This is a genomic window from Pseudomonas fluorescens (assembly GCF_040448305.1).
Lineage (GTDB): Bacteria > Pseudomonadota > Gammaproteobacteria > Pseudomonadales > Pseudomonadaceae > Aquipseudomonas > Aquipseudomonas fluorescens_BH.
In genome coordinates, this window is sequence record NZ_CP148752.1 from 5,446,771 (window position 1) to 5,473,300 (window position 26,530).

Genomic DNA, 26,530 nt, shown 5'->3' on the forward strand with positions numbered 1-26,530 from the left:
GAGCACTGACATGACCCAGATTAATCTGACCACCGCCAACGAATTCATCGCCCGTCACATCGGCCCGCGCGCCGGCGACGAGCAAGCGATGCTCAACAGCCTCGGTTTCGACTCCCTGGAAGCCCTGAGCGCCAGCGTGATTCCCGACAGCATCAAGGGCACCAGCGTCCTCGGCCTGGAAGACGGCCTGAGCGAAGCCGATGCCCTGGCCTTGATCAAGTCCATCGCGACTAAAAACCAGCTGTTCAAGACCTTCATCGGCCAGGGTTACTACGGCACCCACACGCCGTCGCCGATCCTGCGCAACCTGCTGGAAAACCCGGCCTGGTACACCGCCTACACCCCGTACCAGCCAGAAATTTCCCAGGGTCGTCTCGAAGCGCTGCTGAACTTCCAGACCCTGATCAGCGACCTCACCGGCCTGCCGATCGCCAACGCCTCGCTGCTGGACGAAGCCACCGCCGCTGCCGAAGCCATGACCTTCTGCAAACGCCTGAGCAAGAACAAGGGCAGCCACGCCTTCTTCGCCTCCGTGCATTGCCACCCACAGACCCTCGACGTGCTGCGCACCCGTGCCGAGCCTCTGGGCATCGACGTGGTGGTTGGCGACGAGCGCGAGCTGACTGACGTGACGCCATTCTTCGGCGCGCTGCTGCAATACCCGGCGAGCAACGGTGATGTGTTCGATTACCGCGAGCTGACCGAACGCTTCCATGCCGCCAACGCCCTTGTTGCCGTGGCTGCCGACCTGCTGGCACTGACCGTGCTGACCGCGCCAGGCGAATTCGGCGCCGACGTGGCCATCGGCAGCGCACAGCGCTTCGGCGTGCCGCTGGGCTTCGGTGGCCCGCACGCGGCTTACTTCTCCACCAAGGACGCGTTCAAGCGTGACATGCCGGGCCGTCTGGTCGGTGTTTCCGTGGACCGTTTCGGCAATCCGGCCCTGCGCCTGGCCATGCAGACCCGCGAGCAACACATCCGTCGCGAGAAAGCCACCAGCAACATCTGCACCGCGCAAGTACTGCTGGCCAACATCGCCAGCATGTACGCCGTGTACCACGGTCCGAAAGGCCTGACGCAGATCGCCAATCGCGTGCACCACCTGACTGCGATCCTGGCCAAAGGCTTGAGCGCATTGGGCCTGAGCGTCGAGCAAGCGAGCTTCTTCGACACCCTGACCGTGAAGACCGGCGCGCAAACCGCCGCCCTGCACGACAAGGCACACGCCCAGCGCATCAACCTGCGCATGGTCGATGGCGAGCGCCTGGGCCTGTCCCTGGACGAAACCACCACCCAGGCCGACGTGGAAACCCTGTGGAGCCTGCTGTCCGACGGCAAGGCCCTGCCGGACTTCGCCGCCCTCGCTGCCTCGGTGCAGAGCGCCATCCCGGCCACGCTGGTGCGTCAGTCGCCGATCCTCAGCCACCCGGTGTTCAACCGCTATCACTCGGAAACCGAGCTGATGCGCTACCTGCGCAAACTGGCAGACAAGGACCTGGCGCTGGACCGCACCATGATCCCGCTGGGTTCGTGCACCATGAAACTCAACGCCGCCAGCGAAATGATCCCGGTGACCTGGGCCGAGTTCGGCGCCCTGCACCCGTTCGCCCCGGCCGAACAAAGCGCTGGCTACCAGCAACTGACCGACGAACTGGAAGCAATGCTTTGCGCTGCCACCGGCTACGACTCGGTATCCTTGCAGCCGAACGCCGGCTCCCAGGGTGAATACGCAGGTCTGCTGGCGATCCGTGCCTACCACCAGAGCCGTGGCGAAGATCGTCGCGACATCTGCCTGATCCCGTCGTCGGCCCACGGCACCAACCCGGCCACCGCACAAATGGCCGGCATGCGTGTCGTCGTCACCGCGTGCGATGCCCGTGGCAACGTCGACATCGAAGACCTGCGCGCCAAAGCGATCGAGCACCGCGAACACCTCGCCGCGTTGATGATCACCTACCCGTCGACCCACGGCGTGTTCGAAGAAGGCATCCGCGAAATCTGTGGCATCGTTCATGACAACGGCGGCCAGGTGTACATCGACGGCGCCAACATGAACGCCATGGTCGGCCTCTGCGCCCCGGGCAAGTTCGGCGGCGACGTTTCGCACCTGAACCTGCACAAGACCTTCTGCATCCCCCACGGCGGTGGCGGCCCGGGCGTCGGCCCGATCGGTGTGAAATCGCACCTGGCGCCATTCCTGCCGGGCCACGCACAGATGGAGCGCAAGGAAGGCGCCGTTTGCGCGGCACCGTTCGGCAGCGCGAGCATTCTGCCGATCACCTGGATGTACATTCGTATGATGGGTGGCGCGGGTCTCAAGCGTGCTTCGCAGCTGGCGATCCTCAATGCCAACTACATTTCCCGTCGCCTCGAAGAGCACTATCCAGTGCTGTACACCGGCAGCAACGGCCTGGTGGCGCATGAGTGCATCCTCGACCTGCGTCCTCTGAAAGACAGCAGCGGTATCAGCGTCGATGACGTCGCCAAGCGCCTGATCGACTTCGGTTTCCATGCGCCGACCATGTCGTTCCCGGTGGCCGGCACGCTGATGATCGAGCCGACCGAAAGCGAATCCAAGGAAGAACTGGACCGCTTCTGCGACGCCATGATCCGCATCCGCGAAGAAATCCGCGCAGTGGAAAACGGCACCCTGGACAAGGACGACAACCCGCTGAAAAACGCCCCGCACACCGCCAAGGAGCTGGTGGGCGAGTGGTCGCACCCGTACAGCCGTGAGCAAGCGGTGTACCCGGTTGCGTCGCTGATCGAAGGCAAGTACTGGCCGCCGGTCGGTCGCGTCGACAACGTGTTCGGTGACCGCAACCTGGTCTGCGCCTGCCCGTCGATCGAAAGCTACGCTTAAACGAATGAGGGGGCGGATTGATCCGCCCCCAATTTCCAGAACACCACCGCCCCCTGTGGGAGCGAGCCTGCTCGCGATGACGGACTGACAGCCACCATCGATGTCGACTGAACGACCGCTATCGCGAGCAGGCTCGCTCCCACAGGGAACTGTGCCAAGCCTCAGATCCCGCCATACCTATAACAAGAAACCGGAGAACCACCATGTCGTTAAGCGTGTTCGACCTGTTCAAGATTGGCATCGGCCCCTCCAGCTCCCACACCGTCGGCCCGATGCGCGCCGCTGCGCGTTTCGTCGAAGGCCTGCGCCGTGAAGGGCTGCTGACGGCCACCACCTGCGTCAAGGTCGAGCTGTACGGCTCGCTGGGCGCCACCGGCAAAGGCCACGGCAGTGACAAGGCTGTATTGCTGGGCCTGGAAGGTGAACACCCGGACACCGTGGATACGGAAACCGTCGCTGCACGCCTGCAAGAGATTCGCAGCAACGGCCGCTTGAACCTGCTCGGCGCACACAGCATTGCGTTCAACGAGAAAGAACACCTGGCGATGATTCGCAAACCCTTGCCCTATCACCCCAACGGCATGATTTTTCGCGCCTTCGACGCAGCGGGCCTGCAGATCCGCAGCCGCGAGTACTACTCGGTCGGCGGCGGTTTTGTCGTCGATGAGGACGCCGCCGGCGCCGACCGCATCGTCGAAGACGCCACCCCCCTGACCTTTCCGTTCAAGAGTGCCAAGGATCTTCTCGGTCATTGCGTCAAATACGGGCTGTCGATCAGCCAGGTGATGCTGACCAACGAAAGCGCCTGGCGCCCGGAAGCGGAAACCCGCGCCGGCCTGCTGAAAATCTGGCAAGTGATGCAGGACTGCGTCGCCGCCGGATGCCGTAACGAAGGCATCCTGCCCGGCGGGCTGAAGGTCAAGCGCCGGGCCGCCGCGCTGCATCGACAATTGTGCAAGAACCCGGAATCGTCGTTGCGCGACCCGCTGTCGGTGCTCGACTGGGTCAACCTCTACGCGCTGGCGGTCAACGAGGAGAACGCCAACGGCGGGCGCGTCGTGACGGCGCCCACCAATGGGGCGGCGGGGATCATTCCAGCGGTGTTGCACTACTACATGCGTTTTATCCCGGGCTCCAATGACGACGGCGTGGTGCGATTCCTGCTGACTGCCGCGGCCATCGGCATTCTGTACAAGGAAAACGCCTCCATCTCCGGCGCCGAAGTCGGCTGCCAGGGCGAAGTCGGCGTCGCCTGCTCGATGGCCGCCGGTGCCTTGTGCGAAGTGCTTGGCGGCACTGTGCAACAAGTGGAGAACGCCGCGGAAATCGGCATGGAACACAACCTCGGACTGACCTGCGACCCGATTGGCGGGCTGGTCCAAGTGCCTTGCATCGAGCGCAACGCCATGGGCTCAGTCAAGGCCATCAATGCCGTGCGCATGGCCCTGCGCGGCGACGGGCAACACTTCGTCTCCCTCGACAAGGTCATCCGCACCATGCGCCAGACCGGCGCCGACATGAAAAGCAAATACAAGGAAACCGCCCGTGGCGGTTTGGCGGTCAACATTATCGAGTGCTGATGCGCGCTCATCTGCACCCTTCTTCAGGAGCTGAATATGTCCACCGAACAACTGTTGAAAACCCCGTTGCACGCACTGCACATCGAACTCGGCGCGCGCATGGTGCCGTTCGCCGGCTACGACATGCCCGTGCAGTACCCACTGGGCGTGATGAAAGAACACCAGCACACCCGCGACCAGGCCGGGCTGTTCGATGTCTCGCACATGGGCCAGATCCGCCTGGCCGGCGCCAATGCCGCCAAGGCCCTGGAAACCCTGGTGCCGGTGGACATCATCGACCTGCCGGTAGGCATGCAGCGTTACGCGATGTTCACCAATGCGACGGGTGGCATCCTTGACGACCTGATGGTCGCCAACCTGGGTAATGACGAACTGTTCCTGGTGGTCAACGCCGCCTGCAAGGATCAGGACCTGGCGCACCTGCGCAAACACATTGGCGACCAGTGCACGATCGAGCCGCTGTTTGAAGAACGTGCCCTGCTTGCCCTGCAAGGCCCGGCTGCCGTAACCGTGCTGGCACGCCTGGCCCCGGAAGTTGCGAAGATGACCTTCATGCAGTTCGCCCGCGTGAAGCTGCTGGGCGTGGACTGTTTTGCCAGCCGTTCGGGTTACACCGGTGAAGACGGTTTCGAAATTTCCGTACCCGCCGCCAACGCCGAAGCCCTGGCTCGCGCGCTGCTGGCTGAAGCCGAAGTGGCCGCCATCGGTCTTGGCGCCCGCGACTCCCTGCGCCTGGAAGCGGGTTTGTGCCTGTACGGCCACGACATGAACACTGACACCACCCCGATCGAAGCAAGCCTGTTGTGGGCGATCTCCAAGCCACGTCGCGCTGATGGCGCACGGGCAGGCGGTTTCCCTGGCGCCGAAACCGTATTCGCCCAGCAACAGGCAGGCGTGGACCGCAAACGTGTAGGTTTGCTACCGCTGGAACGTACACCCGTGCGTGAAGGTGCCGAGATCGTCAACGAAGCCGGCGACATCATCGGTAGCGTCTGCAGCGGCGGTTTCGGGCCAACCCTGGGCGGTCCGCTGGCCATGGGTTACGTCGACAGCGGTTACATTGCACTGGACACACCGGTTTGGGCGATCGTTCGTGGGAAAAAGGTGCCTTTGCTTGTAAGCAAAATGCCATTTGTTCCACAACGCTACTATCGCGGCTGATTGAATGTTCCTATAAGTAACGCGGTTGCGTTAACGGCGCACTAATGTGTAACGCAACCGCCATAAAATAGTGCATTGTTTGGCTGTAAGCTTCGATTATGAACTTTGCTTATAACGATCGAAAACAATTGAACAAGGTTAGTGAATAAGGCCCCACTAGTGGACTTACTTTGCCATCAAGCTGAGGAAATACGGGGCCTTCACGGGGCTTGTTTTTTCTCCCGTAGTTGGCGTAGAGTTTGTTCACTGTGTTTGCATGGGTCGCTTGGAATCGTGACCTGGGCAGTAGCCTACAAGTTAGCTACATCCCGTTCGACGTCTTCTTACTCTCCTGCAACCAGCCCCAGTACTCTTTCATGAGAAGGAGACTGTCATTAATTTTTTGCGTCAAAGGAAATAAGAAATGTCCCAACGTCAGAGCGGTACCGTCAAGTGGTTTAACGACGAGAAAGGTTTTGGTTTTATCACTCCTGAAAGCGGTCCGGATCTGTTCGTGCATTTCCGCGCCATCCAGGGCAACGGCTTCAAGAGCCTGAAAGAAGGCCAGAAAGTGACCTTCATCGCCGTGCAGGGCCAGAAAGGCATGCAGGCTGACGAAGTACAAGCAGAAGCCTAATCTTCTGTAACGAAAAAGCCCCTGATGCTGACATCAGGGGCTTTTTTGTGCGCGTAAATCCGTAAAATGGCTTCTTTTTTCGCCGAGAGCCTGCCATGTCGAAACACCTGCTTACTCCCCAGGGCGACTTTCCTGCCGCTGGCCTGGGTCGTCGCCTGGCAGCCATGTTCTATGATTTCCTGCTGTGCACCGCCCTGCTGATCGTCACCAGCGGCATCTACAAGATGATCCAGATGGCGATCATCGGCGAAGAAAGGATGCGTACCCTGACCGAAGCCGGCGCCCTGGACGGCGATCCTCTGCTCTCCACAGTGCTGCTGTTCGTACTGTTCGGTTTCTTCGCCAAATTCTGGACCTGGTCCGGTCAGACGCTGGGCATGCAGGTCTGGTGCATCCGCGTGCAGAATGCCGACGGCTCGTCCATCAGCCTGTGGCAGGCGCTGCTGCGCTTTGTGGTGTCGATTGCTTCGCTGCTTTGTGTTGGCTTGGGATTCTTCTGGTCGCTGTTCGACAAGCAGAAACGCAGCTGGCATGACATCTACTCCAATACCGAACTGGTGCGGATTCCGAAGAAAACCAAGTAATTGGACCCAGCAAAAACCACTGTGGGAGCGAGCCTGCTCGCGATAGCGGCATGACATTCAACAGTGATGTTGACTGACACGACCTCATCGCGAGCAGGCTCGCTCCCACAGTTTTTGCGGCGTAACTGACAGATCTCAGGCGTTACCGGCCAGCTTCATCCGCGCAGCCTGGGTGAAATCAAGCATGCGTTTGAGCGGGCGAATCGCCTGCGGAATCAGCGCCGGGTCGACAAAGATCTCGTTCGACCCTTCCTTCAACGCCTTGAGCGTGCGCTCAAGGGTGTTCATGGCCATCCACGGGCAATGCGCACAACTGCGGCACGCCGCGCCGTTACCCGCCGTAGGGGCCTCGATGAAGACCTTGTCCGGGCAGAGCTGCTGCATCTTGTAGAAAATACCGCGATCAGTCGCAACGATCAGCGTCTTGTTCGGCAGGCTCTGTGCCGCCGCGATCAACTGACTGGTGGAGCCCACGGCGTCCGCCAGTTCGATCACCGAGGTCGGCGACTCCGGGTGCACCAGAATCGCCGCATCCGGGTACAGCGCCTTCATGTCTTCAAGCTGCTTGGACTTGAACTCTTCGTGAACGATGCAGGCACCGTCCCACAGCAGCATGTCGGCACCGGTCTGGCGCTGGATGTAGGTCCCCAGGTGTTTGTCCGGGCCCCAGATAATGGTCTCGCCGTTGTCCATCAGGCTTTCGACGATTTCCAGCGCGCAGCTTGAAGTCACCACCCAATCCGCCCGGGCTTTTACCGCAGCCGACGTGTTGGCGTACACCACCACCGTGCGCTCCGGGTGTTGATCGCAGAACGCGGAAAATTCGTCCACAGGGCAACCCAGGTCGAGCGAACAGGTCGCTTCGAGCGTCGGCATCAGCACGCGTTTTTCCGGGTTGAGGATCTTGGCGGTCTCACCCATGAACTTCACGCCGGCGACGACCACGGTCTTGGCCGGATGGGCGTTGCCGAAACGGGCCATTTCCAGCGAGTCGGAGACACAGCCGCCCGTCTCTTCGGCCAGCGCCTGAATGACAGGGTCACAATAGAAGTGGGCCACCAGCACCGCGTCCTGAGCCTTGAGCTCGGCAGCGATGGCAGCACGGTAGTAAGCCTCTTCATCGGCGGTCAGCGGCTTGGGCTGTTTGGCGTCGAGGTGGGCTTGAACCAGAAGGCGTTCGGAAATTTGCGTCATGTTCGCAAGACCTGCAGGCGCATTCGCGCGAAAGTCGAGTATACACCCGGCTCCGGACCCATCGGGGTACCGCCGGGAAAGTGAGTATTGATCAGGCACGGACAGCGTTGAAGCTGCGCAAGGCTACAGAATATCCGACGGATGCAAAAGGTGATTCTGACCTGCGTCATACGCAGCAGCCCGCAGCGATGCGGACTTGAATCGCGGGCAAAAAAAAACCCGGAAATCCTCACTTGCGTGGGCCTTCCGGATTTTCTAAACCGCCAAAAATGGTGGGTCGTGTGGGATTCGAACCTACGACCAATTGGTTAAAAGCCAACTGCTCTACCAACTGAGCTAACGACCCGCTGTGTGGTGGCGCGTATAATACTGATTTTTAAGGACTATTCAACACCTATTTTGAAATAATTCAAAAATAAGGGGTTGGATCGCTGATTCCGGCCGCCGCAAAGCCTTCTGCACGCAGTCGGCAGCTGTCGCACTTGCCGCAAGCACGGCCTTCATCGTCGGCCTGATAGCAGGAAACGGTCAGACCATAATCCACGCCAAGTTTCACGCCGGCCTGGACGATCTGCGCCTTGCTGAGGTTTTGCAGCGGTGCCTGGATGCGGAAGCCATTGCCTTCCACGCCGGCTTTGGTTGCCAGGTTGGCCATGCGCTCGAACGACTCGATGAACTCGGGACGGCAGTCCGGGTAACCGGAGTAATCCACCGCATTGACGCCGATGAAGATGTCCCGTGCGCCGAGCACTTCAGCCCAGCCCAGGGCCAGGGACAGGAACACCGTGTTACGCGCAGGCACGTACGTCACCGGAATGCCCTCACCCAACTCTTCCGGAATATCGATGCTGCGGTCAGTCAGCGCCGAGCCACCCATGCCGTTCAGGTTCAGACCGATCACCTTGTGCTCGACCACTCCAAGGTCCCGTGCCACACGCTCGGCGGCGTACAGTTCGGCGTGAGAGCGCTGACCGTAATCAAAGCTCATGGTGTAGCAGCTGTAGCCTTCGGCGCGCGCCATGGCCACGACGGTCGCCGAGTCCAGGCCACCGGACAACAGGATGACCGCACGTTTTTCAGGAGTGTTCAGTTGTTCAGTCATTTCAGCGCCCCGGCTCGTCATTCCATAGATATTTATGCAGCTGCAATTGCAAACGCACTGGCAGGTTGTCCGCCACCACCCAGTCCGCCAGATCCCGGGCATTGAGATCATGGTGACTTGGCGAGAACAGGACTTCACCGGCACGCAGGTCAAGACCGTACTGGATCAGCTTGGAAACGGACCAGTCATAGTCCTCCCGCGAGCAGATGACAAACTTCACCTGATCGTTGGGCGTGAGCAGCTCAATGTTTTCGTAGCGATTGCGATGTGCTTCCTTCGAACCCGGGGTTTTCAGGTCGACAACGCGACTGACCCGGGAATCTACTGCCGAGATATCGATAGAGCCACTGGTTTCCAGTGACACTTCGTAACCGGCGTCACACAAGCGCTTGAGCAAGGGAATGGCGTTGGGCTGTGCCAGGGGCTCGCCGCCCGTGACGCAGACATAACGTGGGCGAAAACCGGCAACTTGCTCGAGGATGTCATCGAGGGTGCGGATGGTTCCGCCGGTGAACGCGTAGGCGCTGTCGCAGTATTGGCAACGCAGAGGGCAACCGGTCAGGCGCACAAAAACAGTGGGCAGGCCAGCAGTCCGCGTTTCTCCCTGCAACGAGTAGAAAACTTCGGTGATTCTCAATGTGTCTTGCATAGTCGCCACGGGCGTAACAGCTAAACAGGCTGTCCGCCTCCGTCAGGCACTTGAAGGAACCCCGGCAATGCGCAGATCCCAAAAAGCGTGTTTCAGAAAAAGGGTGTGAATTCTAACGAAAAAACCCGCGACAAGCGCGGGTTTCTTCAAAACGGGTCAAGCAGGCTTACATTTTTTGCAGATCGCGCTGGGCCAACTGAGCAGCGGAAGTGCCCGGATATTGGGACACCACCTGCTGCAGAATGCCTTTGACCCGGTCGGTATGACCCAAGCGACGCTCTACATCAGCGAGCTTGTACAGCGAGTCCGGTACTTTTGCGTGCTTGGGATACAGCTGCGAAACCTTGGCAAATGCCTGACCTGCACCTTGCAGATCGCCTTTGGCCAGGTTCACTTCGCCCAACCAGTACTGGGCATTGCCCGCATACTGGCTGTTCGGGTATTTGCGTAGGAAAGCGGCAAAAGCCTGACTGGCCTTGTCGAAATCCTTGGCCTTGATCAGGTCGAAGGCAGCATCGTAATAGAGCTTTTCCTTCGCCGGATCTGCCGGCTCGCTACCCGCGGCAGGTGCTTGAGCGGCGGCTGCGCCAGCTGCCGCACCTGCGGCTGCACCAGCGGCATTCAAATCACCACCGGTAGAAGAACTTTCAGGAGTCGCGGCTGGTGCAACGCCGGTTCCTATGCGCCGATCAAGATCCTGGTATCGCTCCAGGTTTTCCTGCTTCATGCGCGCTACATCATTTTGCAGAACTTCAATCGCACCTTGCTGGCGCTCGATCTGTTGCTGCATTGATTGCAGTTGGTTGAACAGCTCGCCCTGTGCCGAGACAGGGGCCGAAACCCCTCCCCCGGCATAGGCGCCGTTCGTACCGTAACCTGCAGGCGGATAACTGCTCCCGCTATTGTTATAGCCGGAGTCATTATCGACCACAGGAACCGCAGCCCACACCGCCAGCGGCGCGAGGCTGAGAGCCAGAACAGTTACAGCACGACGGCACGTTCGCATGACGAATTACTTACGCAGTTCGACGCGACGGTTTTGAGCCCAGGACTGCTCGTCGTTGCCGGTAGCAACTGGACGCTCTTCGCCGTAGGAAACCAGTTCCAGCTGAGCTGGGGATACGCCTTGCAGTACCAGGTAGCGCTGAACGGCTTTCGCACGACGCTCGCCCAGTGCCATGTTGTACTCACGAGTACCACGTTCGTCGGTGTTGCCTTCCAGAACAACGCGAGCGCCGTTTGCTTTCAGGTCTTTGGCGTGAACGTCCAGAGCGCGCATGGCTTCTGGCTTCAGGTCCGAACTGTCGTATTCGAAGTAGAAAGTAGTGATAGCGCGCAGTGCAGCTTCTTCGCTCAGGGAGCCGTCAACTGCGCCAGTGTTTGCGCCGTAACCAGCGTTTGGATCTACCGCGCCTTCACCGGCATTGTCGCCGCCTTTGGACGAGCAACCTACAGCTACAGCCATGGCCAGTGCCAGCGCAGCAAATTTACCAAACTTCAGCATTTCCATCGTGAAACTCCTAATGAACCCCAGTGTGTTAAGTACAACGTATAGCGCCGCGTCAGTTCAGGAAAGGGGACCAGGAAGGTTCTCTGACTTCGCCTTGTGCGGTAGGAAGCGGGAGCCTTACGCGTCCATTGATGGACACGAGCATCAAGACTCCCCGGCCCTGCTGGCGGGTGGCGTAGATTACCATGGTGCCGTTGGGCGCGACAGTAGGCGACTCGTCCAGAGTGCTATCAGTGAGGATTTTTACACTACCGCGTTGCAAATCCTGGGCCGCCACCTTGAAATTGGTGAAGCCATCCTGACGGTGAATCATGACAAGCGTCTTTTCATCAGCCGACAGTTTAGGGTTGGCGTTGTAGTTACCGACGAAAGTCACACGTTCGGCACCGCCACCACCGGCACTGGTCTTGTAGATCTGCGGTTTGCCGCCACGGTCGGACGTGAAGTAGATGGTCGAGCCATCCTTGCCCCAGAACGGTTCGGTGTTGATGCCAGGACCGTTGGTGACGCGGCTGATCTGACGCGAGCCCAGGTTCATCACATAGATGTCCGGGTTGCCGTCTTTGGACAGCACGAACGCCAGGCGATTGCCATCCGGCGACCAGGCTGGTGCACCGTTCAGGCCTTCGAAGTTAGTGATCTGCTCACGGCGACCGGTGTCGATGTTCTGCATGAAGATGCGTGGACGCTTCTGTTCGAAGGAAACATAAGCGATGCGCTTGCCATCCGGTGCGAAACGCGGCGACAGGATCGGCTCGCGCGACTGCAGCAGGGTCACGGCGCGAGCACCGTCATAGTCCGAACGCTGCAGGGTGTAGCGAGTGTTGTTCTCGGAGAAACGCTCGGCCGTTACATACAGCAGGCGAGTCGAGAAGGCACCCTTGATACCCGTGAGTTTTTCGAACGACTGGTCGGAGATGTAGTGCGCCATGTCGCGCAACTGATCGACGCCGCCGGACACGCTGCCGGTCAGCACTTGCTGCTCGGTGGCGACGTTGAACAGTGCGTATTGCACCTGCAGGCGACCGCCCGCCGGAACAATGCTGCCGACCATGACGTACTGGGCACCCAGCGCCTTGAAGTCACGGAAGATGATTTCGCTGGCCTGGCTCGGCTGGCTGATCATGTTCTGCTTTGGAAGCGGCGAGTAGTAACCCGAGTTGCGCAGGTCGTTACCGATGATTTCCGCCATATCGTCCGGCAGCACGCTACCGCCCTGGAAGCCGAACGGTACTACGGCGATCGGGGTCGCCCGATCGCTGCCACTGGTAACCAGAATGTTTTTCTCATCTGCCATCGCCATCCCTGCCATGCAGCAGATAACGACCAGCATTCCTCGAAGAAGGTTTCTCACAAGGCTAGATCCTCAGGTGTGAATGTCATCTTGAATGAACGATACGGAGCGAAATCACTCGGCTTCATTCCCTGCATTTCTGTCAAACGTCCAATATTCTTCACCGCTGCAACAGCCGAGGCGTCAAACGGACCGTCGCCACTGGACTTGGACACGTTGACCGAAGTCACCGTACCGTCCGGCAACATGCCGATCTGCAATACGACCGTCATGCCTTTGCGTGCCGAAGGTGGACGAGCCCAGCCTTCCGCTGCACGCGCACGAATCAGGTCATCGAAACTGCCGGCGACTTCGTCGCCCTGCTCATCGGCCAAGGCCTGCTGACGCTGCGGCGTGTCGGAAAGCAAATCTGCCAGGGCCTGGGCCTTTTTGTCTTCGGCGGATTTACGCGCCGCGTCCTGCGATTTCTTCTTCGCAGCATCGGCGGCAGCTTTCTTCTTCGCTTCCTCGGCGACTTTCTTCTTCGCCTCTTCAGCTTCAGCTTTCTTCTTGGCGTCTTCCGCGGCTTTCTTCTTCGCGTCTTCGACGATCTTTTTCTTGGCTTCTTCAGCGGCCGCTTTCTTGGCCTCTTCTTCCGCGGCTTTCTTGGCTTCTTCTTCAGCTTTCTTCTTGGCTATATCAGCCAATTGTTTCTCTTCTGCCTTCTTGGCTTCCGCGGTTTTTTTCGCATCGTCGGCTTTCTTGGCTTCATCAGCCTTTTTCGCCTCGTCCGCTTTCTTCGCCTCGTCGGCCTTCTTGGCTTCTTCGGCCTTTTGAGCCGCCTCTTCTTTCTTTTGTTCCGCAGCCTTCACGGCTTCCTGCTCGACCTTTTTCTGTTCCATCTGCTCGACTTCGGTCTGACGCGCAGCAGATTTCTGCGCCTCACCGGCAATCTTCTGATTGGTCTGGGTGGTCGCCCGACTTTTCGATTTCAGCTGGTACAAGGTCGCCTGGACAATCGGCTTGGCCGGCGGCAGTTCCGGGGTAAAGGCAAAACTGACGAACAACATGCCGAACACCAGCACGTGCAAGCCAATCGCCCAGACACTAGGCCAGAAGTAGCTTTCCGAGGCGGACGGCTCTCGCTGTTGCTGCATCAGGGCGCCTCGGTAATCAAGCCAACATTACCGACCCCGGCTTTCTGCAACCCGCCCATGGCGCCCATGACGGAGCCGTAATCGACACTCTTGTCGCCGCGAATGAAGACCTGGGTACGCTTGCCGCCTTCGTTGCCGACGCGAATGATCTTGGTCACCGCGTCAGTCATCTGCGGCAGGGTCATGGCCCGATCCTGCTGCTTTTCGGTGTCGACTTCGCTACCAAGGTTCCAGTAGTAGGTCTTGTCGGATTTGATGGAAATGGTCAGGACCTGGGTGTTGTTGTCCTGCGGCAAGGCTTCGCTGGAAACCTTGGGCAGATCAACTTTCACGCCCTGATTGAGCATTGGCGCGGTCACCATGAAGATGACCAGCAGCACCAACATCACGTCGATGTATGGCACCACGTTCATCTCGGCGACCGGCTTGCGCTTTTTGCGAGCTCGAGCGATTAAAGCCATTGGAAATTACCTGCTTATTCTTCGCTGGTGTGCACTTTGCGGTGCAGGATCGCCTGGAACTCGTCGGCGAAGGTGTAGTAACGGCCCAGCAGGGTTTCGCTGCGAGCAGCAAAACGGTTGTAAGCGATAACGGCTGGAATGGCAGCGAACAGACCGATCGCGGTGGCAATCAGTGCCTCAGCGATGCCTGGGGCAACAGTGGCCAGGGTCGCTTGCTGGGCACTCGCCAGACCGCGGAAGGAGTTCATGATGCCCCAGACCGTACCGAACAGGCCGATGTACGGGCTCACGGAACCGACGGTGGCCAGGAATGGCAGGCTTTGCTCAAGCTTTTCTTCTTCGCGGGAAATGGCAACGCGCATGGCACGCGCCACGCCTTCCATGACCGCTTCAGGATCAACGCCTGACTGCTGACGCAGACGGGAGAACTCCTTGAAGCCGGCGCGGAAGATTTGCTCGACACCCGAATCCGGGTCCGGGTTGCTGCCGGCCTGACGGTAGAGCTTGGACAGGTCGATGCCCGACCAGAAGCGCTCTTCAAAGCTCTCCAGGGCGCGTCGACCGGCGCGCAGCAGGTTGCTGCGCTGAAAGATCATGATCCATGAGGTCACCGATGCGGCTACCAGGATCAGCATTACCAGTTGCACCACGATACTGGCATTGCTGATCAGGCTCCACATGGAGGAATGGTCGACGACGTTAGCTTCCACGCTTTATCTCCTGCTTTGAGTGTGTACCCGCGCCGCTCACGTCGGCAAAGGCCGCTCGTAGAGCTTCGGGAATGGCCCGGGGTTTTAAACTTTCAGTGCGCACACAGGCCACCAGAAACTGCCCTTCACAGAGCAGCGCATTATCCGTAGCCCGCCTTACCTGCTGCTTGAAGCGCAGGCTGGCACGGTTCAATTCGATTACTTCAGCGCTTACCAGCAGCTCGTCGTCCAGCCGCGCCGGCGCGTGGTAGCGCGCTTCGCTGGAATGCACGACGAACAACAGGTCCTCCCCGGCAAGCTGCGATTGGGCAAAGCCCAGATCTCGTAGCCGCTCGGTTCGAGCCCGTTCCATAAACTTGAGGTAATTAACGTAATACACGATGCCGCCCGCATCGGTGTCCTCGTAATAAACGCGACAACGATGTGCGAAAGGCTCAAGCCCGTTTTGCGCGCGCATACTCTAGTGCTTACTCCTCAGGTTGCCAATCCGGCATGGCAACTGTTTTTCATTGTTCTGCGGCTTTCTCGTGAAAGTACGGTCCTGGGACCCTACATTGCCCGAAAAAATCAGCACGCAACGTTAATTAATCGTCAGCAGCATCGAGGAACTCGTCTACCACGGGCATTTCGCCCAATCGTGACGGAATGTTTAAACCGAAATGCAGGTAGGCATGCCGCGTCACCACCCGGCCCCGAGGCGTGCGCATGATGTAACCCTGCTGGATCAGATAAGGCTCCAGCACGTCTTCAATGGTGTGACGCTCTTCGCTGATGGCAGCGGCCAGGCTGTCGACACCGACCGGCCCGCCGTCGAATTTCTCGATCATGGTCAGCAACAGACGCCGGTCCTGGTGATCGAAGCCACGCTCGTCGACGTCCAGCAGGTTCAGCGCCAGGTCGGCAATCGGCTTGGTGATATGCCCCTTGGCGCGGACCTCGGCGAAGTCGCGCACCCGACGCAGCAAGCGGTTGGCGATCCGTGGAGTGCCACGGGCACGGCGGGCGATTTCGAAGGCGCCTTCCGGGTCCAGCGGCAAACCGAGGATGCTGGCCGAACGACTGACAATCGTCGACAGGTCGGCGGTATTGTAGAACTCAAGACGCTGGACGATGCCGAAACGGTCACGCAACGGATTGGTGAGCATCCCCGCCCGCGTTGTTGCGCCCACCAGGGTGAACGGCGGCAGGTCCAGCTTGATCGAACGCGCGGCCGGCCCCTCACCGATCATGATGTCGAGCTGGAAATCCTCCATGGCCGGGTACAGCACTTCTTCAACGATGGGCGACAGGCGATGGATTTCGTCGATAAACAGCACATCGTGAGGCTCAAGGTTGGTCAACAGCGCCGCCAGGTCACCGGGGCGCTCCAGCACCGGCCCCGAGGTGCTCTTGATCGACACGCCCATTTCCTGGGCGATGATGTTGGCGAGGGTGGTCTTGCCCAGCCCCGGCGGCCCGAAGATCAGCGTGTGATCCAGGGACTCGTTACGACCGCGAGCGGCCTGAATGAACAATTCCATCTGCTCGCGAACGGTCGGCTGGCCAATGTATTCAGCCAGGCTGACCGGGCGAATCGCGCGGTCCTGGACTTCTTCGCGCTCACGCGGACTGTGCGTGGCAGCGATCAGACGATCAGCTTCAATCACTTAGATCATTCCCTTCAAGGCGCGGCGGATCATGTCTTCACTGCTCAAATCTTTCTCCTTGATCGCAGACACCGCCTTGCTCGCTTCCTGGGGCTTGTAGCCCAGGGAAATCAAGGCGCTGACGGCGTCAGTCTCGGCAGTGTTCACCGGGGCCGGCCCATCCGGCTGGTTCGGCACCAGGGCAAACATGGCCGGCACGGTTTCCCAGGCCTTGAAGCGATCCTTGAGTTCCACCAGCAAGCGCTCGGCGGTTTTCTTGCCGACGCCCGGGACCTTGGTCAGCGCCGAAGTGTCCTGGGACTGTACGCAACGAACCAGTTCGTCGACTTCCAGGCTCGACATCAAGGCCAGGGCCAGTTTCGGCCCGACGCCGTTGAGGCGGATCAATTCGCGAAAAAAGTCACGCTCACGCTTGCCGACAAAACCATAGAGTAACTGTGCGTCTTCGCGCACGACCAAATGGGTATGCAAGGTTAGCGGCTCACCGACCGACGGCAAGCGGTAAAGGGTCGTCATGGGCACTTCAAGTTCATAGCCCAGGCCATTTACATCCAGAATCAGATGGGGAGGCTGCTTCTCAGCCAGGGTGCCGCGCAAACGTCCAATCACGTTACAAATCCTTGAGCGTTGGCCAGCTCTTGGCCAGCGACTGATAGAGCGAGGGATTACCGCCGACAACACAGGCGGAACGCCCTCACCCCATGAAAATGATTGCTGATGCTATCAGAGACGCAGGCGCCCGCCACGACTGCGTGCAGCTCCCAGCCCATGGGGCAGCAGGCTGGAACGGGTATGAGCATGGCAGATGGCAATGGCCAGGGCGTCCGAGGCATCGATCTGCGGTTTGCTGGTGAGCTTGAGCATGTGCATGACCATCATTTGCACCTGTTCCTTGTTGGCCGCACCGGTGCCGACGACCGCCTGCTTAACCTGGGTTGCGGTGTATTCGGCAATTTCCAGGCTTTCCTCGGCGCCGGCCACGATCGCGGCGCCACGGGCCTGCCCCAGCTTCAGGGCGGAATCGGCGTTACGGGCCATGAACACCTTTTCGATGCCCATGGTCACCGGGTGGTACGTCTGAATGATCTCCCGCACCCCGCGATAGACAATCTGCAGCCGCTCATGCAGCTCGCCGGCACCGGTGCGGATACAACCGGAGGCGACGTACTCACAGCCACGGCCGGTATCACGAACCACACCGTAACCGGTGATACGCGAACCGGGGTCGATACCAAGAATTAAAGTCATAACGCCTGCGGGTTAAGTAAAAGCACGATATTCAATACAACGAATAACAAATGTGGGAGCGGGCTTGCTCGCGAAAGCGGTTTCATATTCAGCAACAACGTTGCCTGCAAATCCGCGTTCGCGAGCAAGCCCGCTCCCACATGGGACACTGTTGCCCTTTAGCCGAGCTGTGCGGCCACCGACTCCGGAATCTCGGCGTTGGAATAAACGTTCTGCACGTCATCCAGGTCTTCGAGCATGTCGATCAGCTTGAGGACTTTCTCGGCGCCGTCCAGATCGAGCTCGGCGCTGGTGGTCGGCAACATGACGATTTCCGCATCGTCACCTTTGAAGCCCGCCGCTTCCAGTGCGTTACGCACAGAATAGAACCCGGCAAACGAGGTGAAAACGTCGATCGAACCGTCTTCGTTGGTCACCACGTCATCGGCGTCGGCTTCCATGGCGGCTTCCATCAGCGCGTCTTCGTCAACGCCGGCAGCGAAGGAGATCTGCCCCTTGCGCTCGAACAGGTAGGCCACCGAACCGTCAGTCCCCAGGTTGCCGCCGCATTTGCTGAACGCATGGCGAACAGCGGCTGCGGTGCGATTACGGTTGTCGGTCATGCATTCGACCATCACCGCCACGCCGCCCGGGCCGTAACCTTCGTAGGTCAGCTCGACCATGTCGTCGGTATCGGCGGCGCCAGCACCACGGGCAACTGCCCGATCAATGATGTCGCGACTCATGTTCGCGCCAAGGGCCTTGTCCAATGCCAGACGCAGACGCGGGTTGGAGCCTGGATCACCGCCGCCCTGACGGGCAGCGACAGTCAGCTCACGAATCCACTTGGTGAAAATCTTGCCCTTCTTGGCATCCTGACGTTCTTTGCGGTGCTTGATGTTCGCCCACTTGGAATGACCTGCCATAACTCGCTCCGAATTCTCTTTGAAACATTGCCCGCTGCGCTGCATTGCGCCGGCCGGCAAATAAAAATCTTGAACTGCTCTGCCTAAAAAGAAAAGGCGCATCCACAGATGCGCCCTTCAGGTCAGCCTTACTCGGCCTTAGGCGTTTCGCGCAGACGAATGTGCAACTCGCGCAATGCCTTGGCATCCACCTGGCCCGGTGCCTGAGTCATGACATCTGCCGCGCTCTGGGTTTTCGGGAAGGCGATCACTTCACGGATCGACTGGGCGCCAGTCATCAGCATCACCAGACGGTCCAGACCGAAGGCCAGACCACCGTGCGGCGGTGCGCCGTACTTCAGGGCGTCGAGCAGGAAGCCGAATTTCTCTTCCTGTTCCGCTTCGTTGATACCCAACAGACGGAATACCGACTGCTGCATTTCTTTACGGTGGATACGGATCGAACCGCCACCCAGCTCGGTACCGTTCAATACCATGTCGTAGGCACGGGACAGAGCGCCAGCCGGGTTGGCTTCCAGCTCTTGCGGGGTGCACTTCGGTGCGGTGAACGGGTGGTGCAAGGCGGTGAAGCTACCGTCGTCGTTTTCTTCGAACATCGGGAAGTCGACGACCCACATTGGCGCCCACTTGCAGGTCAGCAGGTCCAGGTCGTGGCCCAGCTTGATCCGCAGCGCGCCCAGGGCTTCGCTGACGATCTTCGCCTTGTCGGCGCCGAAGAACACGATATCGCCATCGACCGCACCGACGCGATCGAGGATCACGTTGAGGTTGTCTTCGGGGATGTTCTTCACGATTGGCGACTGCAGGCCTTCAACACCCTTGGCGCGCTCGTTGACCTTGATGTACGCCAGGCCCTTGGCACCGTAGATGCCGACGAACTTGGTGTAATCGTCGATCTGCTTGCGCGGCATGCTCGCCCCGCCAGGAACGCGCAAGGCGGCGATACGGCATTTCGGGTCGTTGGCCGGGCCGCTGAACACCTTGAAGTCGACTTCCTTGAGCTGGTCGGCCACGTCCACCAGTTCCAGCGGGTTACGCAGGTCTGGCTTGTCGGAACCGTAGCGGCGCATGGCTTCTTCGAAGGTCATGTGCGGGAACTCGCCGAATTCCAGGCCCAGTACTTCCTTGAACAGGTTGCGGATCATTTGCTCGGTCAGGCCCATGATCTCTTTTTCATCGAGGAAGCTGGTCTCGATGTCGATCTGGGTGAATTCCGGCTGACGGTCGGCACGCAGGTCTTCGTCACGGAAGCACTTGGCGATCTGATAGTAACGGTCGAAGCCGGCCACCATCAGCAGTTGCTTGAACAGCTGCGGCGATTGCGGCAAGGCGAAGAACGAACCGGCATGAGTACGGCTCGGCACCAGGTAGTCGCGCGCGCCTTCCGGGGTAGCACGGGTCAGGATCGGCGTCTCGACGTCGAGGAAGCCGTTCTCGTCCAGGAAGCGGCGGATGCTGGTGGTCATGCGCGAACGCAGACGCAGCTTCTCGGCCATTTCCGGGCGACGCAGGTCGAGGAAACGATAGCGCAGGCGGGTTTCTTCGCCGACGTCGGAGAACTCGTTCAACGGGAACGGCGGGGTTTCCGATTCGTTCAGCACTTCCAGCTCGTAACCCAGGACTTCGATCATGCCCGACGCCATGTTGGCGTTGGTCGCACCGGCCGGACGCAGGCGAACCTTGCCGGTGATCTTCACGACGTACTCGCTGCGCACGCGATCGGCAGCAGCGAAGGTTTCAGCGCGGTCCGGATCGAACACGACCTGGGCCAGACCATCACGATCACGGATATCGAGGAAAATCACCCCACCGTGGTCACGGCGACGATGGACCCATCCGCAAAGGGTAATTTCCTGGCCGTCCAGGCTTTCGTTCAGTTGGCCGCAATAATGGCTGCGCATCATGGTCGTGGTTTCACTTCTCGTAATTCGAAATTCGGTGGAGATCCTACAGCAGCCCCGCCTTTAAAAAGTCGCCGGGTGATGCAAGAGCACGCGTGTCGTTCAACTCAGGTTCCAGACCTTAGTCAGCTTTGTCGCCGCCGGCCAGATTCTTCTTGGAACCGGTCTTGAAATCGGTTTCGTACCAACCCGTGCCGCTGAGGCGGAAGCCCGGCATGGACAGCAACTTTTTAAGCTCTGGCGCCTGACAGGCAGGGCAGTCGACCAGCGGTGCATCGCTGATCTTTTGAATGGCTTCCAACTGATGACCACAGGAAGCACATTGATAATCGTACATCGGCATGGAGGTTGTCTCGGCGATCAGATTGCTACCGCAAACGCAGGGTTTTGCGGCAAAGAGCGGGATTATATCCATTAAATGCGGCCTGTGCAGCCGTAAGACTGCACAGACCGACACTCTGCTGCTTTCGCCGCCCGGGCTAGGCCGTGACGGCGCAACCCCCTTCCTTGAGACTGTGCACGACACAGACAACCCGCACCAATCCACTGAAGTTCCTTACCCCGCCGTGACGCAAGTGAACTTCGCGATCCACGTGAGATAACAGGCTACTGACCGAACAGCCATTGACCCGGGCCATCTCCCCCAAAATATCCCAATAAACCTGTTCAAGCCGCAAACAGGTGGCGAAGCCATTCAATCGTACGGAGCGGGACAAGGGCTGGGCCAGCCCCATATCGAACTCGCGAACAAACGGATCGACCCTTACATCCTTGTGCGAACCGTATCGCCCCTCTTTTTGCCGTTCATAAACCATTACGCTGACACTCCTTTGCCATCCTGGTTTCTTTATGAGCAACTGTGTGTCGACTTATAAAAACGCAGGTGCAAAGGTATATCCAGCTGACTTTATGACCTTCGACGTAGGATAAGCCAACAACTGTTGGCAGACCCTGGAGAACGTCCTACTCCGGACAATTTCCCACACAGCAAAGTGATGCCCCCTTCAGAAGCACTGCATGGAATGCCGTAGGAAAAAAGAGTGCGAACAATACGTCAAGGCGTCATCCGCGCACGCGAGCGTTACTGCCCAGCCGTAGGTACCGCAATACCGCAACCCCGCAGGCAACCTGCGGCAAATCATCCCCAAAGAGCCGCCGGACGCCCTGATTTGAGTAGCCTGCGGCTTTGCTGTTAAATAGACAGTGTGTCGCCAGTGCCTATTTTTTCCGGGCGCGGCGCATAGGCTGATACCGGGTACGTGTCCAACGCCTCTTTATTATCTTGAAGCGAACCGTGCGCCATCAGCTCTTCCTTGTGAGCTGTCTTAACGTGAGTTAATCAAAATGTTGAAAATCGTCCATCTGTTGATAGGCGCAGCGGCCTTGCTGCTGTCCTTCATCCCTAGCCTGCAATCCGAAGCCTTACCTTACCTGCAACAACCCGACGCGCTGTACCTGGCCTTTTTCGGCCTGCTCAACCTCACGCTTGCACCTGTCATCCCTTACTGGAACAAAGGCCCGCGTCATCAACTGCAAAACCTGGTCAGCGCCCTGCTGGTTCTGAGCGTGGTTCTGCAAACCCTGACGCTGATCGCACCGATGCCCGTCATCGCCGGTCAACCCGCCGTTCTGTTCAGCCTGATCGCAGCCCTGATCGCCGTTGCCCTGCACCTGGGCATCAGCTTCTACAAATCGTCACCAGCCGCCGCCTCGCCAAGCTACGACATGAGCAACCGCGATACCGGCACCGTCAAGTGGTTCAACACGTCCAAAGGCTTCGGCTTCATCTCCCGCGACTCCGGCGACGATATCTTCGTCCACTTCCGGGCCATTCGCGGTGAAGGCCACCGTGTCCTGGTCGAAGGCCAGCGCGTGGAGTTCTCCGTCATGAATCGTGACAAGGGCCTGCAAGCCGAAGATGTGATCGCCGCGCTGCCGCGCCGCTGATTCAAGGCTAAAAAAAAAAAACCGCGCACAGCCGAGCTGTCCGCGGTTTTTTCATGCCTGCGATTTATTTAATAGTGGGGCGGCGGCGCTTCTTCTTCGAATGACTCGAACTGGCCGACCATTTCCTCCTGCCGCTTGAGCAGTGCGGCCATTTGCAACTGCAGACGCTCGACCACCCGCTGCTGCGCCACCAGCACATCATTCAATGCCTGGATGGTGTCATCCTGAAACGCCAGACGGCTTTCAAGCTCGGTAACGCGTTCTTCCAGGCTCATGATTCAGCCCTCCAGAAACGTAAAATCATCGGTCAAAATCAGACGCAAACGTTCGCGAATGGCGACGATCTGCTCCGACTTGTAGGGTTTTGCCGGGTGTTTACCCCAAACCGGCGCGGGCCAGGCGGCATCTTCGCGCTTGCGCACAATCACGTGCATGTGCAACTGACTGACGACATTACCCAGCGCCGCAACATTCAACTTGTCCGCATCGAACGAGTCCTTGAGCACTTGCGACAGCGCAGTTGTTTCCTGCCAGAGCTGTTGCTGGTCTGCGACATCCAATTGAAACATCTCGCTGATAGCCTCGCGACGAGGTACCAGGATGAACCAGGGATAGTTCGAATCGTTGGACAGCAGCAACCGGCAGAGCGGAAAGTCCCCGATCGGTAACGTGTCTTGTTGAAGTCGTGGATCTAAAACGAACACTGCGCGCACTCCCGCCGGATCATCATTTTTCAGCTTAGCGCCCATCCTGACGGGACAGCGCGCCAAACGACCGGACGGCAGCATACCTGCGAACGGCACACGCTTCACGACGAACCTTGCACAGCGGCCATGAGCGCCAGCGAAAAACTGGCAGCACGCCACCGAATGAGACACTTTTCGCCTTGGCGCACCATTACAGAACCGATTGACCGGCAAAAAACGCCGAAATGACTGATTAACAACGAGGAGTTCGCTTCAGACACGCGCTCGACCTGGGTGAATTCAGCACAAGGCAAAAAATTTTTTGCACCAAAAACGCACAGTGGGTCTACGCTGAACGCTTCAACATCCGCCATCTACTCACTGGCGGGGTGAACCGGTAACATTTTTGGTTGCCATTCAGTCGACCAGAACGGTACAACATGATGCCAGGCAAGGCGTCAACCCCAAACTAAAGGTGCTTGAACCCCCGGTTTTATGAGGTTTTTACAGCGCCTAGCGGTCAATGAAAAAAAATCGCAGCAGAACTCGAATTTGCGCACGCTTTTTGCATTAATACCCAACATCGCCTGAGTGGCACCCGCTGGAAGCGGAGGCCCTCAGGCAAAAAAAAACAGTGGCAAGGTAGCCCGATGGAGATTCAAACGTTTCACCAGGACTCTTTTTACCGACGCCAAGGCTCGGAAAACAGCATAAAAGTTGTCAGCCCGGTTGCGTCGGAGCTGGAAATTTGCGACATCTACCACGCTGTTTGCGACAGGGTCGTAAAGAAGGCGAAAGGTTAGATACGCAAGTATCGCCAACATTGTCGGCGTGATATAAGTTTGCGCCGACACAAAAAGAAAGAGCCGCCCAGATAATAAAACAGGTGGGACGGCAGTACTCTTCTAAAACCAAAGGAGCAAATCACGATGCGCGTGATGAAGTGGAGCATGATCGCACTGGCAGTTGCAGCAGCAGCCAGTACCCAATTGGCTACGGCCGCCCCTTTCGTAAGTGACCAGGCTGAAGCCAAAGGTATTGTTGAAGACAGCTCCTTGAACTTGCTGGTTCGCAACTACTACTTCAACCGTGATAACAAAGATGGCGCTCGCGACCAGAAAGACTGGACCCAAGGTATCTGGGGCAATTTCAGCTCCGGTTATACCCAGGGCCTGATCGGTGTAGGCGTTGACGCATTCGGTTACCTGGCAGTCAAACTGGATGGCGGCGACGGCACTTCCGGCTCAGGCAACATGAGCCGTAGCGACACCGTTAATGCCGACGGTTCTCGCGACGTTAACGACAGCCAGGGTAAAGCCGGCGGCGCCGTTAAAGTCCGCATCTCCAAAACCGAGCTGAAATTCGGCGAAATGCAGCCAAGCACTGCGCCAGTGTTCGCTGTTGGCGGTTCCCGTATCCTTCCTCAAACTGCTACTGGCTTCCAACTGCAGAGCAGCGAAGTCAAAGACCTTGACCTCGAAGCCGGTCACTTCTACTCGGCGTCCAGCCAGGACAAAAACGCTAGTGACGGCGGCCTGTTTGCAACCTACGCTGGCGTAGAAGCCAACTCCATCGACTACTTCGGTGGCAAATACGGCATCACCGAAAACCTGTCGGCATCGCTGTACGGCGCCAAGCTGGAAGACATCTGGAACCAGTACTACGCCAACCTGAACTACACCATCCCGTTTGGTGGCGATGAGTCGCTGAACCTGGACGGTAACATCTACAACACCCAAGATACCGGTGACGCCAAAGCGGGCGAGATCAGCAACACCGCTTACTCCCTGGCAGCCGCTTTCTCGTTCATGAAGGCACACACCATCACCCTCGCCTTCCAGAAGGTTAACGGTGACACTCCGTTCGACTACATCGGCGTGGGCAAAAACAACCGCGGCGGCGACTCGATCTTCCTCGCCAACTCCATCCAGTACTCTGACTTCAACGCCCCTGGCGAGAAGTCTGCCCAGGTTCGTTACGACCTGAAAATGGCTGAGTACGGCGTTCCAGGTCTGAGCTTCATGACCCGTTACGTTAAAGGTTGGGATATCGACGGCACCAAAACTCCTGTAGGCAGCCCTTACGCTGGCCTGTATGGCGAAGACGGCAAGCACAACGAAACCAACTTCGAAGCCAAGTACGTTGTTCAGACTGGCCCGGCAAAAGATCTTTCCTTCCGTATTCGTCAAGCATGGCACTTCGCTAACGCTGACGAAGGTGAAGGCGACGTGAAAGAGTTCCGTTTCATCGTCGACTACCCGCTGTCGGTTTTGTAATCGCATCCAGTTAGTTTGCGGTAACAAAACAAAAGGCCCATCTTCGGATGGGCCTTTTTTGTTGGCTGTGCATATTGCTCAATTATTGAACAATCGCAACACATGCCTGACCGGAAAGTCAGACATGTATTGCGTGACCTGTCACTGCACCGCAGATTCCTGAACCACACGAATAACCCGCTGTGGAAATGGAATATCGATGCCGGCCTCTCTCAGGCGATCACGGGATAGTTCGTTGAACATGAACATCACGTCCCAGTAATCGGCAGTCTTTACCCAGACACGAAGCGAAAGTGTGATCGAACTGTCACCCAGGGTAGAAACAACTGCCTGTGGTTCCGGATCTGCCAATACTCGCGGGTCCTTGGCCAATTCCAGCAAAACTTCACGGGCTTTCTGCAGGTCCGCTTCGTAATCCACACCGACATCAAACACGACCTTGCGGGTCGGCTGACGGTTTGTGTTGGTGATGATGCCATTCGACAGATTGCCGTTAGGCACGATGATGGTTTTGTTATCGCCAGTACGCAGCACGGTATGGAAAATCTGGATGCTGTCGACAGTACCGGCGATACCCTGAGCCTCGATCCAGTCACCGATGCGAAACGGACGGAACAGCAAAATCAGCACGCCACCGGCGAAGTTCGCCAGGCTGCCCTGCAAGGCCAGGCCAATGGCCAGGCCTGCCGCACCAATCGCCGCGACAAACGAAGTGGTTTCCACACCGATCATCGAGGCCACGCTGACGACCAGCAGGATCTTGAGGATGATGTTCGCCAGGCTGCTGATGAAGCCTTGCAGCGCCAGGTCGGCATTACGCAATGCAATCAGGCCGCCGAGCTTTTTCGTGACCTTGTTGATCAGCCACCAGCCGATGGCCAGGGTGATGACCGCCAGCAGTACACGGCTGCCGTATTCCATGATCATCGGGATCCAGGTTTGGGATACCTTGACCAGGTTGTCTACCTCAGCATTTAAGTCCATCTGCTCTCTCCTGTTTTCCGGCTACCCGGCATGCGTAAAAAAGCGGCAGAAAGATTGAACCGCGACGGGCTCAATCG

The 26,530-nt window shown here is 58.5% G+C and carries 28 protein-coding genes and 1 tRNA gene; 7 read left to right on the forward strand and 22 right to left on the reverse strand.

Annotation, left to right across the window (positions count from 1 at the left end; all coding sequences use genetic code 11):
- Positions 1-10 precede the first annotated feature (10 nt).
- From gcvP to WHX55_RS24760, 5 genes are all read left to right on the forward strand, one after another.
- Positions 11-2,863 (forward strand): aminomethyl-transferring glycine dehydrogenase, encoded by a 2,853-nt coding sequence (gene gcvP, locus WHX55_RS24740; protein ID WP_151213920.1) that lies wholly within the window; start codon positions 11-13, stop codon positions 2,861-2,863.
- Positions 2,864-3,066: 203 nt separating this feature from the next.
- Positions 3,067-4,443 carry an L-serine ammonia-lyase gene (locus WHX55_RS24745; protein ID WP_151213919.1) on the forward strand — a complete coding sequence of 459 codons (1,377 nt, stop codon included), beginning with the start codon at positions 3,067-3,069 and terminating at the stop codon, positions 4,441-4,443.
- A 36-nt stretch (positions 4,444-4,479) separates the two neighbouring features.
- Positions 4,480-5,604, forward strand: coding sequence for a glycine cleavage system aminomethyltransferase GcvT (gcvT, locus tag WHX55_RS24750; RefSeq protein ID WP_151213918.1), 1,125 nt, complete (start codon positions 4,480-4,482; stop codon positions 5,602-5,604).
- A gap of 403 nt (positions 5,605-6,007) precedes the next feature.
- A complete protein-coding gene (locus tag WHX55_RS24755) occupies positions 6,008-6,220 on the forward strand; it encodes a cold-shock protein (protein WP_007977299.1) in 213 nt (70 codons plus the stop codon).
- A 95-nt stretch (positions 6,221-6,315) separates the two neighbouring features.
- Positions 6,316-6,804: an RDD family protein gene (locus WHX55_RS24760; protein WP_057713522.1), complete on the forward strand. Its 489-nt coding sequence runs from the start codon at positions 6,316-6,318 to the stop codon at positions 6,802-6,804.
- 135 nt (positions 6,805-6,939) lie between these two features.
- Here the strand turns inward: WHX55_RS24760 and nadA are convergent, their stop codons facing one another.
- The 18 genes from nadA to WHX55_RS24850 all read right to left on the reverse strand — a co-directional run bounded on the left by nadA (position 6,940) and on the right by WHX55_RS24850 (position 21,375).
- Positions 6,940-7,998, reverse strand: coding sequence for a quinolinate synthase NadA (gene nadA / locus WHX55_RS24765; protein ID WP_095942772.1), 1,059 nt, complete (start codon positions 7,996-7,998; stop codon positions 6,940-6,942).
- 270 nt (positions 7,999-8,268) lie between these two features.
- Positions 8,269-8,344 (reverse strand) — tRNA-Lys (locus WHX55_RS24770).
- Between the two features lie 63 nt (positions 8,345-8,407).
- Complete coding sequence (queC, locus tag WHX55_RS24775; RefSeq protein WP_150754450.1) at positions 8,408-9,100, reverse strand: 7-cyano-7-deazaguanine synthase QueC; 693 nt, start codon at positions 9,098-9,100, stop codon at positions 8,408-8,410.
- A gap of 1 nt (position 9,101) precedes the next feature.
- Complete coding sequence (gene queE / locus WHX55_RS24780; protein ID WP_008047363.1) at positions 9,102-9,749, reverse strand: 7-carboxy-7-deazaguanine synthase QueE; 648 nt, start codon at positions 9,747-9,749, stop codon at positions 9,102-9,104.
- A 166-nt stretch (positions 9,750-9,915) separates the two neighbouring features.
- Positions 9,916-10,755, reverse strand: coding sequence for a tol-pal system protein YbgF (ybgF, locus tag WHX55_RS24785; protein ID WP_353741510.1), 840 nt, complete (start codon positions 10,753-10,755; stop codon positions 9,916-9,918).
- A 6-nt stretch (positions 10,756-10,761) separates the two neighbouring features.
- Positions 10,762-11,259 carry a peptidoglycan-associated lipoprotein Pal gene (gene pal / locus WHX55_RS24790; protein WP_003178634.1) on the reverse strand — a complete coding sequence of 166 codons (498 nt, stop codon included), beginning with the start codon at positions 11,257-11,259 and terminating at the stop codon, positions 10,762-10,764.
- Between the two features lie 52 nt (positions 11,260-11,311).
- Positions 11,312-12,592, reverse strand: coding sequence for a Tol-Pal system beta propeller repeat protein TolB (gene tolB / locus WHX55_RS24795; protein ID WP_191624928.1), 1,281 nt, complete (start codon positions 12,590-12,592; stop codon positions 11,312-11,314).
- 17 nt (positions 12,593-12,609) lie between these two features.
- Entirely contained in the window at positions 12,610-13,689 is a 1,080-nt protein-coding gene (gene tolA / locus WHX55_RS24800; protein ID WP_150726711.1) for a cell envelope integrity protein TolA, read from the reverse strand.
- Complete coding sequence (tolR, locus tag WHX55_RS24805; protein ID WP_162135951.1) at positions 13,689-14,141, reverse strand: protein TolR; 453 nt, start codon at positions 14,139-14,141, stop codon at positions 13,689-13,691. The genes tolA and tolR overlap by 1 nt, the downstream gene beginning before the upstream one ends.
- Before the next feature lie 23 nt (positions 14,142-14,164).
- Positions 14,165-14,860, reverse strand: coding sequence for a protein TolQ (gene tolQ / locus WHX55_RS24810; protein ID WP_150726712.1), 696 nt, complete (start codon positions 14,858-14,860; stop codon positions 14,165-14,167).
- The gene (gene ybgC / locus WHX55_RS24815; RefSeq protein ID WP_057713518.1) at positions 14,850-15,317 is read right to left on the reverse strand and encodes a tol-pal system-associated acyl-CoA thioesterase; all 468 of its coding nucleotides are present in this window, start codon (positions 15,315-15,317) and stop codon (positions 14,850-14,852) included. The genes tolQ and ybgC overlap by 11 nt, the downstream gene beginning before the upstream one ends.
- Before the next feature lie 127 nt (positions 15,318-15,444).
- Positions 15,445-16,506 (reverse strand): Holliday junction branch migration DNA helicase RuvB, encoded by a 1,062-nt coding sequence (gene ruvB / locus WHX55_RS24820; protein WP_046042209.1) that lies wholly within the window; start codon positions 16,504-16,506, stop codon positions 15,445-15,447.
- Positions 16,507-17,115 (reverse strand): Holliday junction branch migration protein RuvA, encoded by a 609-nt coding sequence (gene ruvA / locus WHX55_RS24825; RefSeq protein ID WP_008052450.1) that lies wholly within the window; start codon positions 17,113-17,115, stop codon positions 16,507-16,509. It abuts the gene before it with no gap.
- A 114-nt stretch (positions 17,116-17,229) separates the two neighbouring features.
- Positions 17,230-17,754, reverse strand: coding sequence for a crossover junction endodeoxyribonuclease RuvC (gene ruvC, locus WHX55_RS24830; protein WP_008015799.1), 525 nt, complete (start codon positions 17,752-17,754; stop codon positions 17,230-17,232).
- 158 nt (positions 17,755-17,912) lie between these two features.
- The gene (locus tag WHX55_RS24835) at positions 17,913-18,659 is read right to left on the reverse strand and encodes a YebC/PmpR family DNA-binding transcriptional regulator (RefSeq protein WP_151213917.1); all 747 of its coding nucleotides are present in this window, start codon (positions 18,657-18,659) and stop codon (positions 17,913-17,915) included.
- A 128-nt stretch (positions 18,660-18,787) separates the two neighbouring features.
- On the reverse strand, positions 18,788-20,563 hold the full coding sequence (gene aspS, locus WHX55_RS24840) for an aspartate--tRNA ligase (RefSeq protein WP_007995642.1): 1,776 nt from the start codon (positions 20,561-20,563) through the stop codon (positions 18,788-18,790).
- Between the two features lie 118 nt (positions 20,564-20,681).
- On the reverse strand, positions 20,682-20,903 hold the full coding sequence (locus WHX55_RS24845) for a zinc ribbon domain-containing protein (protein ID WP_032829812.1): 222 nt from the start codon (positions 20,901-20,903) through the stop codon (positions 20,682-20,684).
- Positions 20,904-21,039: 136 nt separating this feature from the next.
- Positions 21,040-21,375 carry a ribbon-helix-helix domain-containing protein gene (locus WHX55_RS24850; RefSeq protein WP_150726713.1) on the reverse strand — a complete coding sequence of 112 codons (336 nt, stop codon included), beginning with the start codon at positions 21,373-21,375 and terminating at the stop codon, positions 21,040-21,042.
- Between the two features lie 529 nt (positions 21,376-21,904).
- Between WHX55_RS24850 and WHX55_RS24855 the strand changes: the two genes are divergently transcribed.
- Positions 21,905-22,507, forward strand: a complete 603-nt coding sequence (locus WHX55_RS24855) for a cold-shock protein (RefSeq protein ID WP_150726714.1) — start codon at positions 21,905-21,907, stop codon at positions 22,505-22,507.
- 68 nt (positions 22,508-22,575) lie between these two features.
- On the opposite strand, the gene WHX55_RS24860 is transcribed toward WHX55_RS24855, so the two are convergent.
- The 3 genes from WHX55_RS24860 to WHX55_RS24870 form a co-directional block, all read right to left on the reverse strand.
- Positions 22,576-22,782, reverse strand: coding sequence for a SlyX family protein (locus tag WHX55_RS24860; protein WP_008052459.1), 207 nt, complete (start codon positions 22,780-22,782; stop codon positions 22,576-22,578).
- Between the two features lie 3 nt (positions 22,783-22,785).
- Positions 22,786-23,211, reverse strand: a complete 426-nt coding sequence (locus WHX55_RS24865) for an HIT domain-containing protein (protein WP_150757957.1) — start codon at positions 23,209-23,211, stop codon at positions 22,786-22,788.
- A gap of 104 nt (positions 23,212-23,315) precedes the next feature.
- Positions 23,316-23,567, reverse strand: a complete 252-nt coding sequence (locus WHX55_RS24870) for a hypothetical protein (protein WP_150726715.1) — start codon at positions 23,565-23,567, stop codon at positions 23,316-23,318.
- A gap of 555 nt (positions 23,568-24,122) precedes the next feature.
- Here WHX55_RS24870 and WHX55_RS24875 point away from each other — a divergent pair.
- A complete protein-coding gene (locus WHX55_RS24875) occupies positions 24,123-25,469 on the forward strand; it encodes an OprD family porin (protein WP_150726716.1) in 1,347 nt (448 codons plus the stop codon).
- Positions 25,470-25,610: 141 nt separating this feature from the next.
- On the opposite strand, the gene WHX55_RS24880 is transcribed toward WHX55_RS24875, so the two are convergent.
- Positions 25,611-26,453, reverse strand: a complete 843-nt coding sequence (locus WHX55_RS24880) for a mechanosensitive ion channel family protein (RefSeq protein WP_008052464.1) — start codon at positions 26,451-26,453, stop codon at positions 25,611-25,613.
- Between the last annotated feature and the right edge of the window lie 77 nt (positions 26,454-26,530).

Bases quoted from the DNA above. Each gene is read 5' to 3' on its own strand.
- gcvP (WP_151213920.1), top strand. From the start codon at position 11: ATGACCCAGATTAATCTGACCACCGCCAACGAATTCATCGCCCGTCAC.
- WHX55_RS24745 (WP_151213919.1), top strand. From the start codon at position 3,067: ATGTCGTTAAGCGTGTTCGACCTGTTCAAGATTGGCATCGGCCCCTCC.
- gcvT (WP_151213918.1), top strand. From the start codon at position 4,480: ATGTCCACCGAACAACTGTTGAAAACCCCGTTGCACGCACTGCACATC.
- WHX55_RS24755 (WP_007977299.1), top strand. From the start codon at position 6,008: ATGTCCCAACGTCAGAGCGGTACCGTCAAGTGGTTTAACGACGAGAAA.
- WHX55_RS24760 (WP_057713522.1), top strand. From the start codon at position 6,316: ATGTCGAAACACCTGCTTACTCCCCAGGGCGACTTTCCTGCCGCTGGC.
- nadA (WP_095942772.1), bottom strand. From the start codon at position 7,998: ATGACGCAAATTTCCGAACGCCTTCTGGTTCAAGCCCACCTCGACGCC.
- queC (WP_150754450.1), bottom strand. From the start codon at position 9,100: ATGACTGAACAACTGAACACTCCTGAAAAACGTGCGGTCATCCTGTTG.
- queE (WP_008047363.1), bottom strand. From the start codon at position 9,749: ATGCAAGACACATTGAGAATCACCGAAGTTTTCTACTCGTTGCAGGGA.
- ybgF (WP_353741510.1), bottom strand. From the start codon at position 10,755: ATGCGAACGTGCCGTCGTGCTGTAACTGTTCTGGCTCTCAGCCTCGCG.
- pal (WP_003178634.1), bottom strand. From the start codon at position 11,259: ATGGAAATGCTGAAGTTTGGTAAATTTGCTGCGCTGGCACTGGCCATG.
- tolB (WP_191624928.1), bottom strand. From the start codon at position 12,592: ATGCTGGTCGTTATCTGCTGCATGGCAGGGATGGCGATGGCAGATGAG.
- tolA (WP_150726711.1), bottom strand. From the start codon at position 13,689: ATGCAGCAACAGCGAGAGCCGTCCGCCTCGGAAAGCTACTTCTGGCCT.
- ybgC (WP_057713518.1), bottom strand. From the start codon at position 15,317: ATGCGCGCGCAAAACGGGCTTGAGCCTTTCGCACATCGTTGTCGCGTT.
- ruvC (WP_008015799.1), bottom strand. From the start codon at position 17,754: ATGACTTTAATTCTTGGTATCGACCCCGGTTCGCGTATCACCGGTTAC.
- WHX55_RS24835 (WP_151213917.1), bottom strand. From the start codon at position 18,659: ATGGCAGGTCATTCCAAGTGGGCGAACATCAAGCACCGCAAAGAACGT.
- aspS (WP_007995642.1), bottom strand. From the start codon at position 20,563: ATGATGCGCAGCCATTATTGCGGCCAACTGAACGAAAGCCTGGACGGC.
- WHX55_RS24845 (WP_032829812.1), bottom strand. From the start codon at position 20,903: ATGCCGATGTACGATTATCAATGTGCTTCCTGTGGTCATCAGTTGGAA.
- WHX55_RS24850 (WP_150726713.1), bottom strand. From the start codon at position 21,375: ATGGTTTATGAACGGCAAAAAGAGGGGCGATACGGTTCGCACAAGGAT.
- WHX55_RS24855 (WP_150726714.1), top strand. From the start codon at position 21,905: ATGTTGAAAATCGTCCATCTGTTGATAGGCGCAGCGGCCTTGCTGCTG.
- WHX55_RS24860 (WP_008052459.1), bottom strand. From the start codon at position 22,782: ATGAGCCTGGAAGAACGCGTTACCGAGCTTGAAAGCCGTCTGGCGTTT.
- WHX55_RS24870 (WP_150726715.1), bottom strand. From the start codon at position 23,567: ATGGCGGATGTTGAAGCGTTCAGCGTAGACCCACTGTGCGTTTTTGGT.
- WHX55_RS24875 (WP_150726716.1), top strand. From the start codon at position 24,123: ATGCGCGTGATGAAGTGGAGCATGATCGCACTGGCAGTTGCAGCAGCA.
- WHX55_RS24880 (WP_008052464.1), bottom strand. From the start codon at position 26,453: ATGGACTTAAATGCTGAGGTAGACAACCTGGTCAAGGTATCCCAAACC.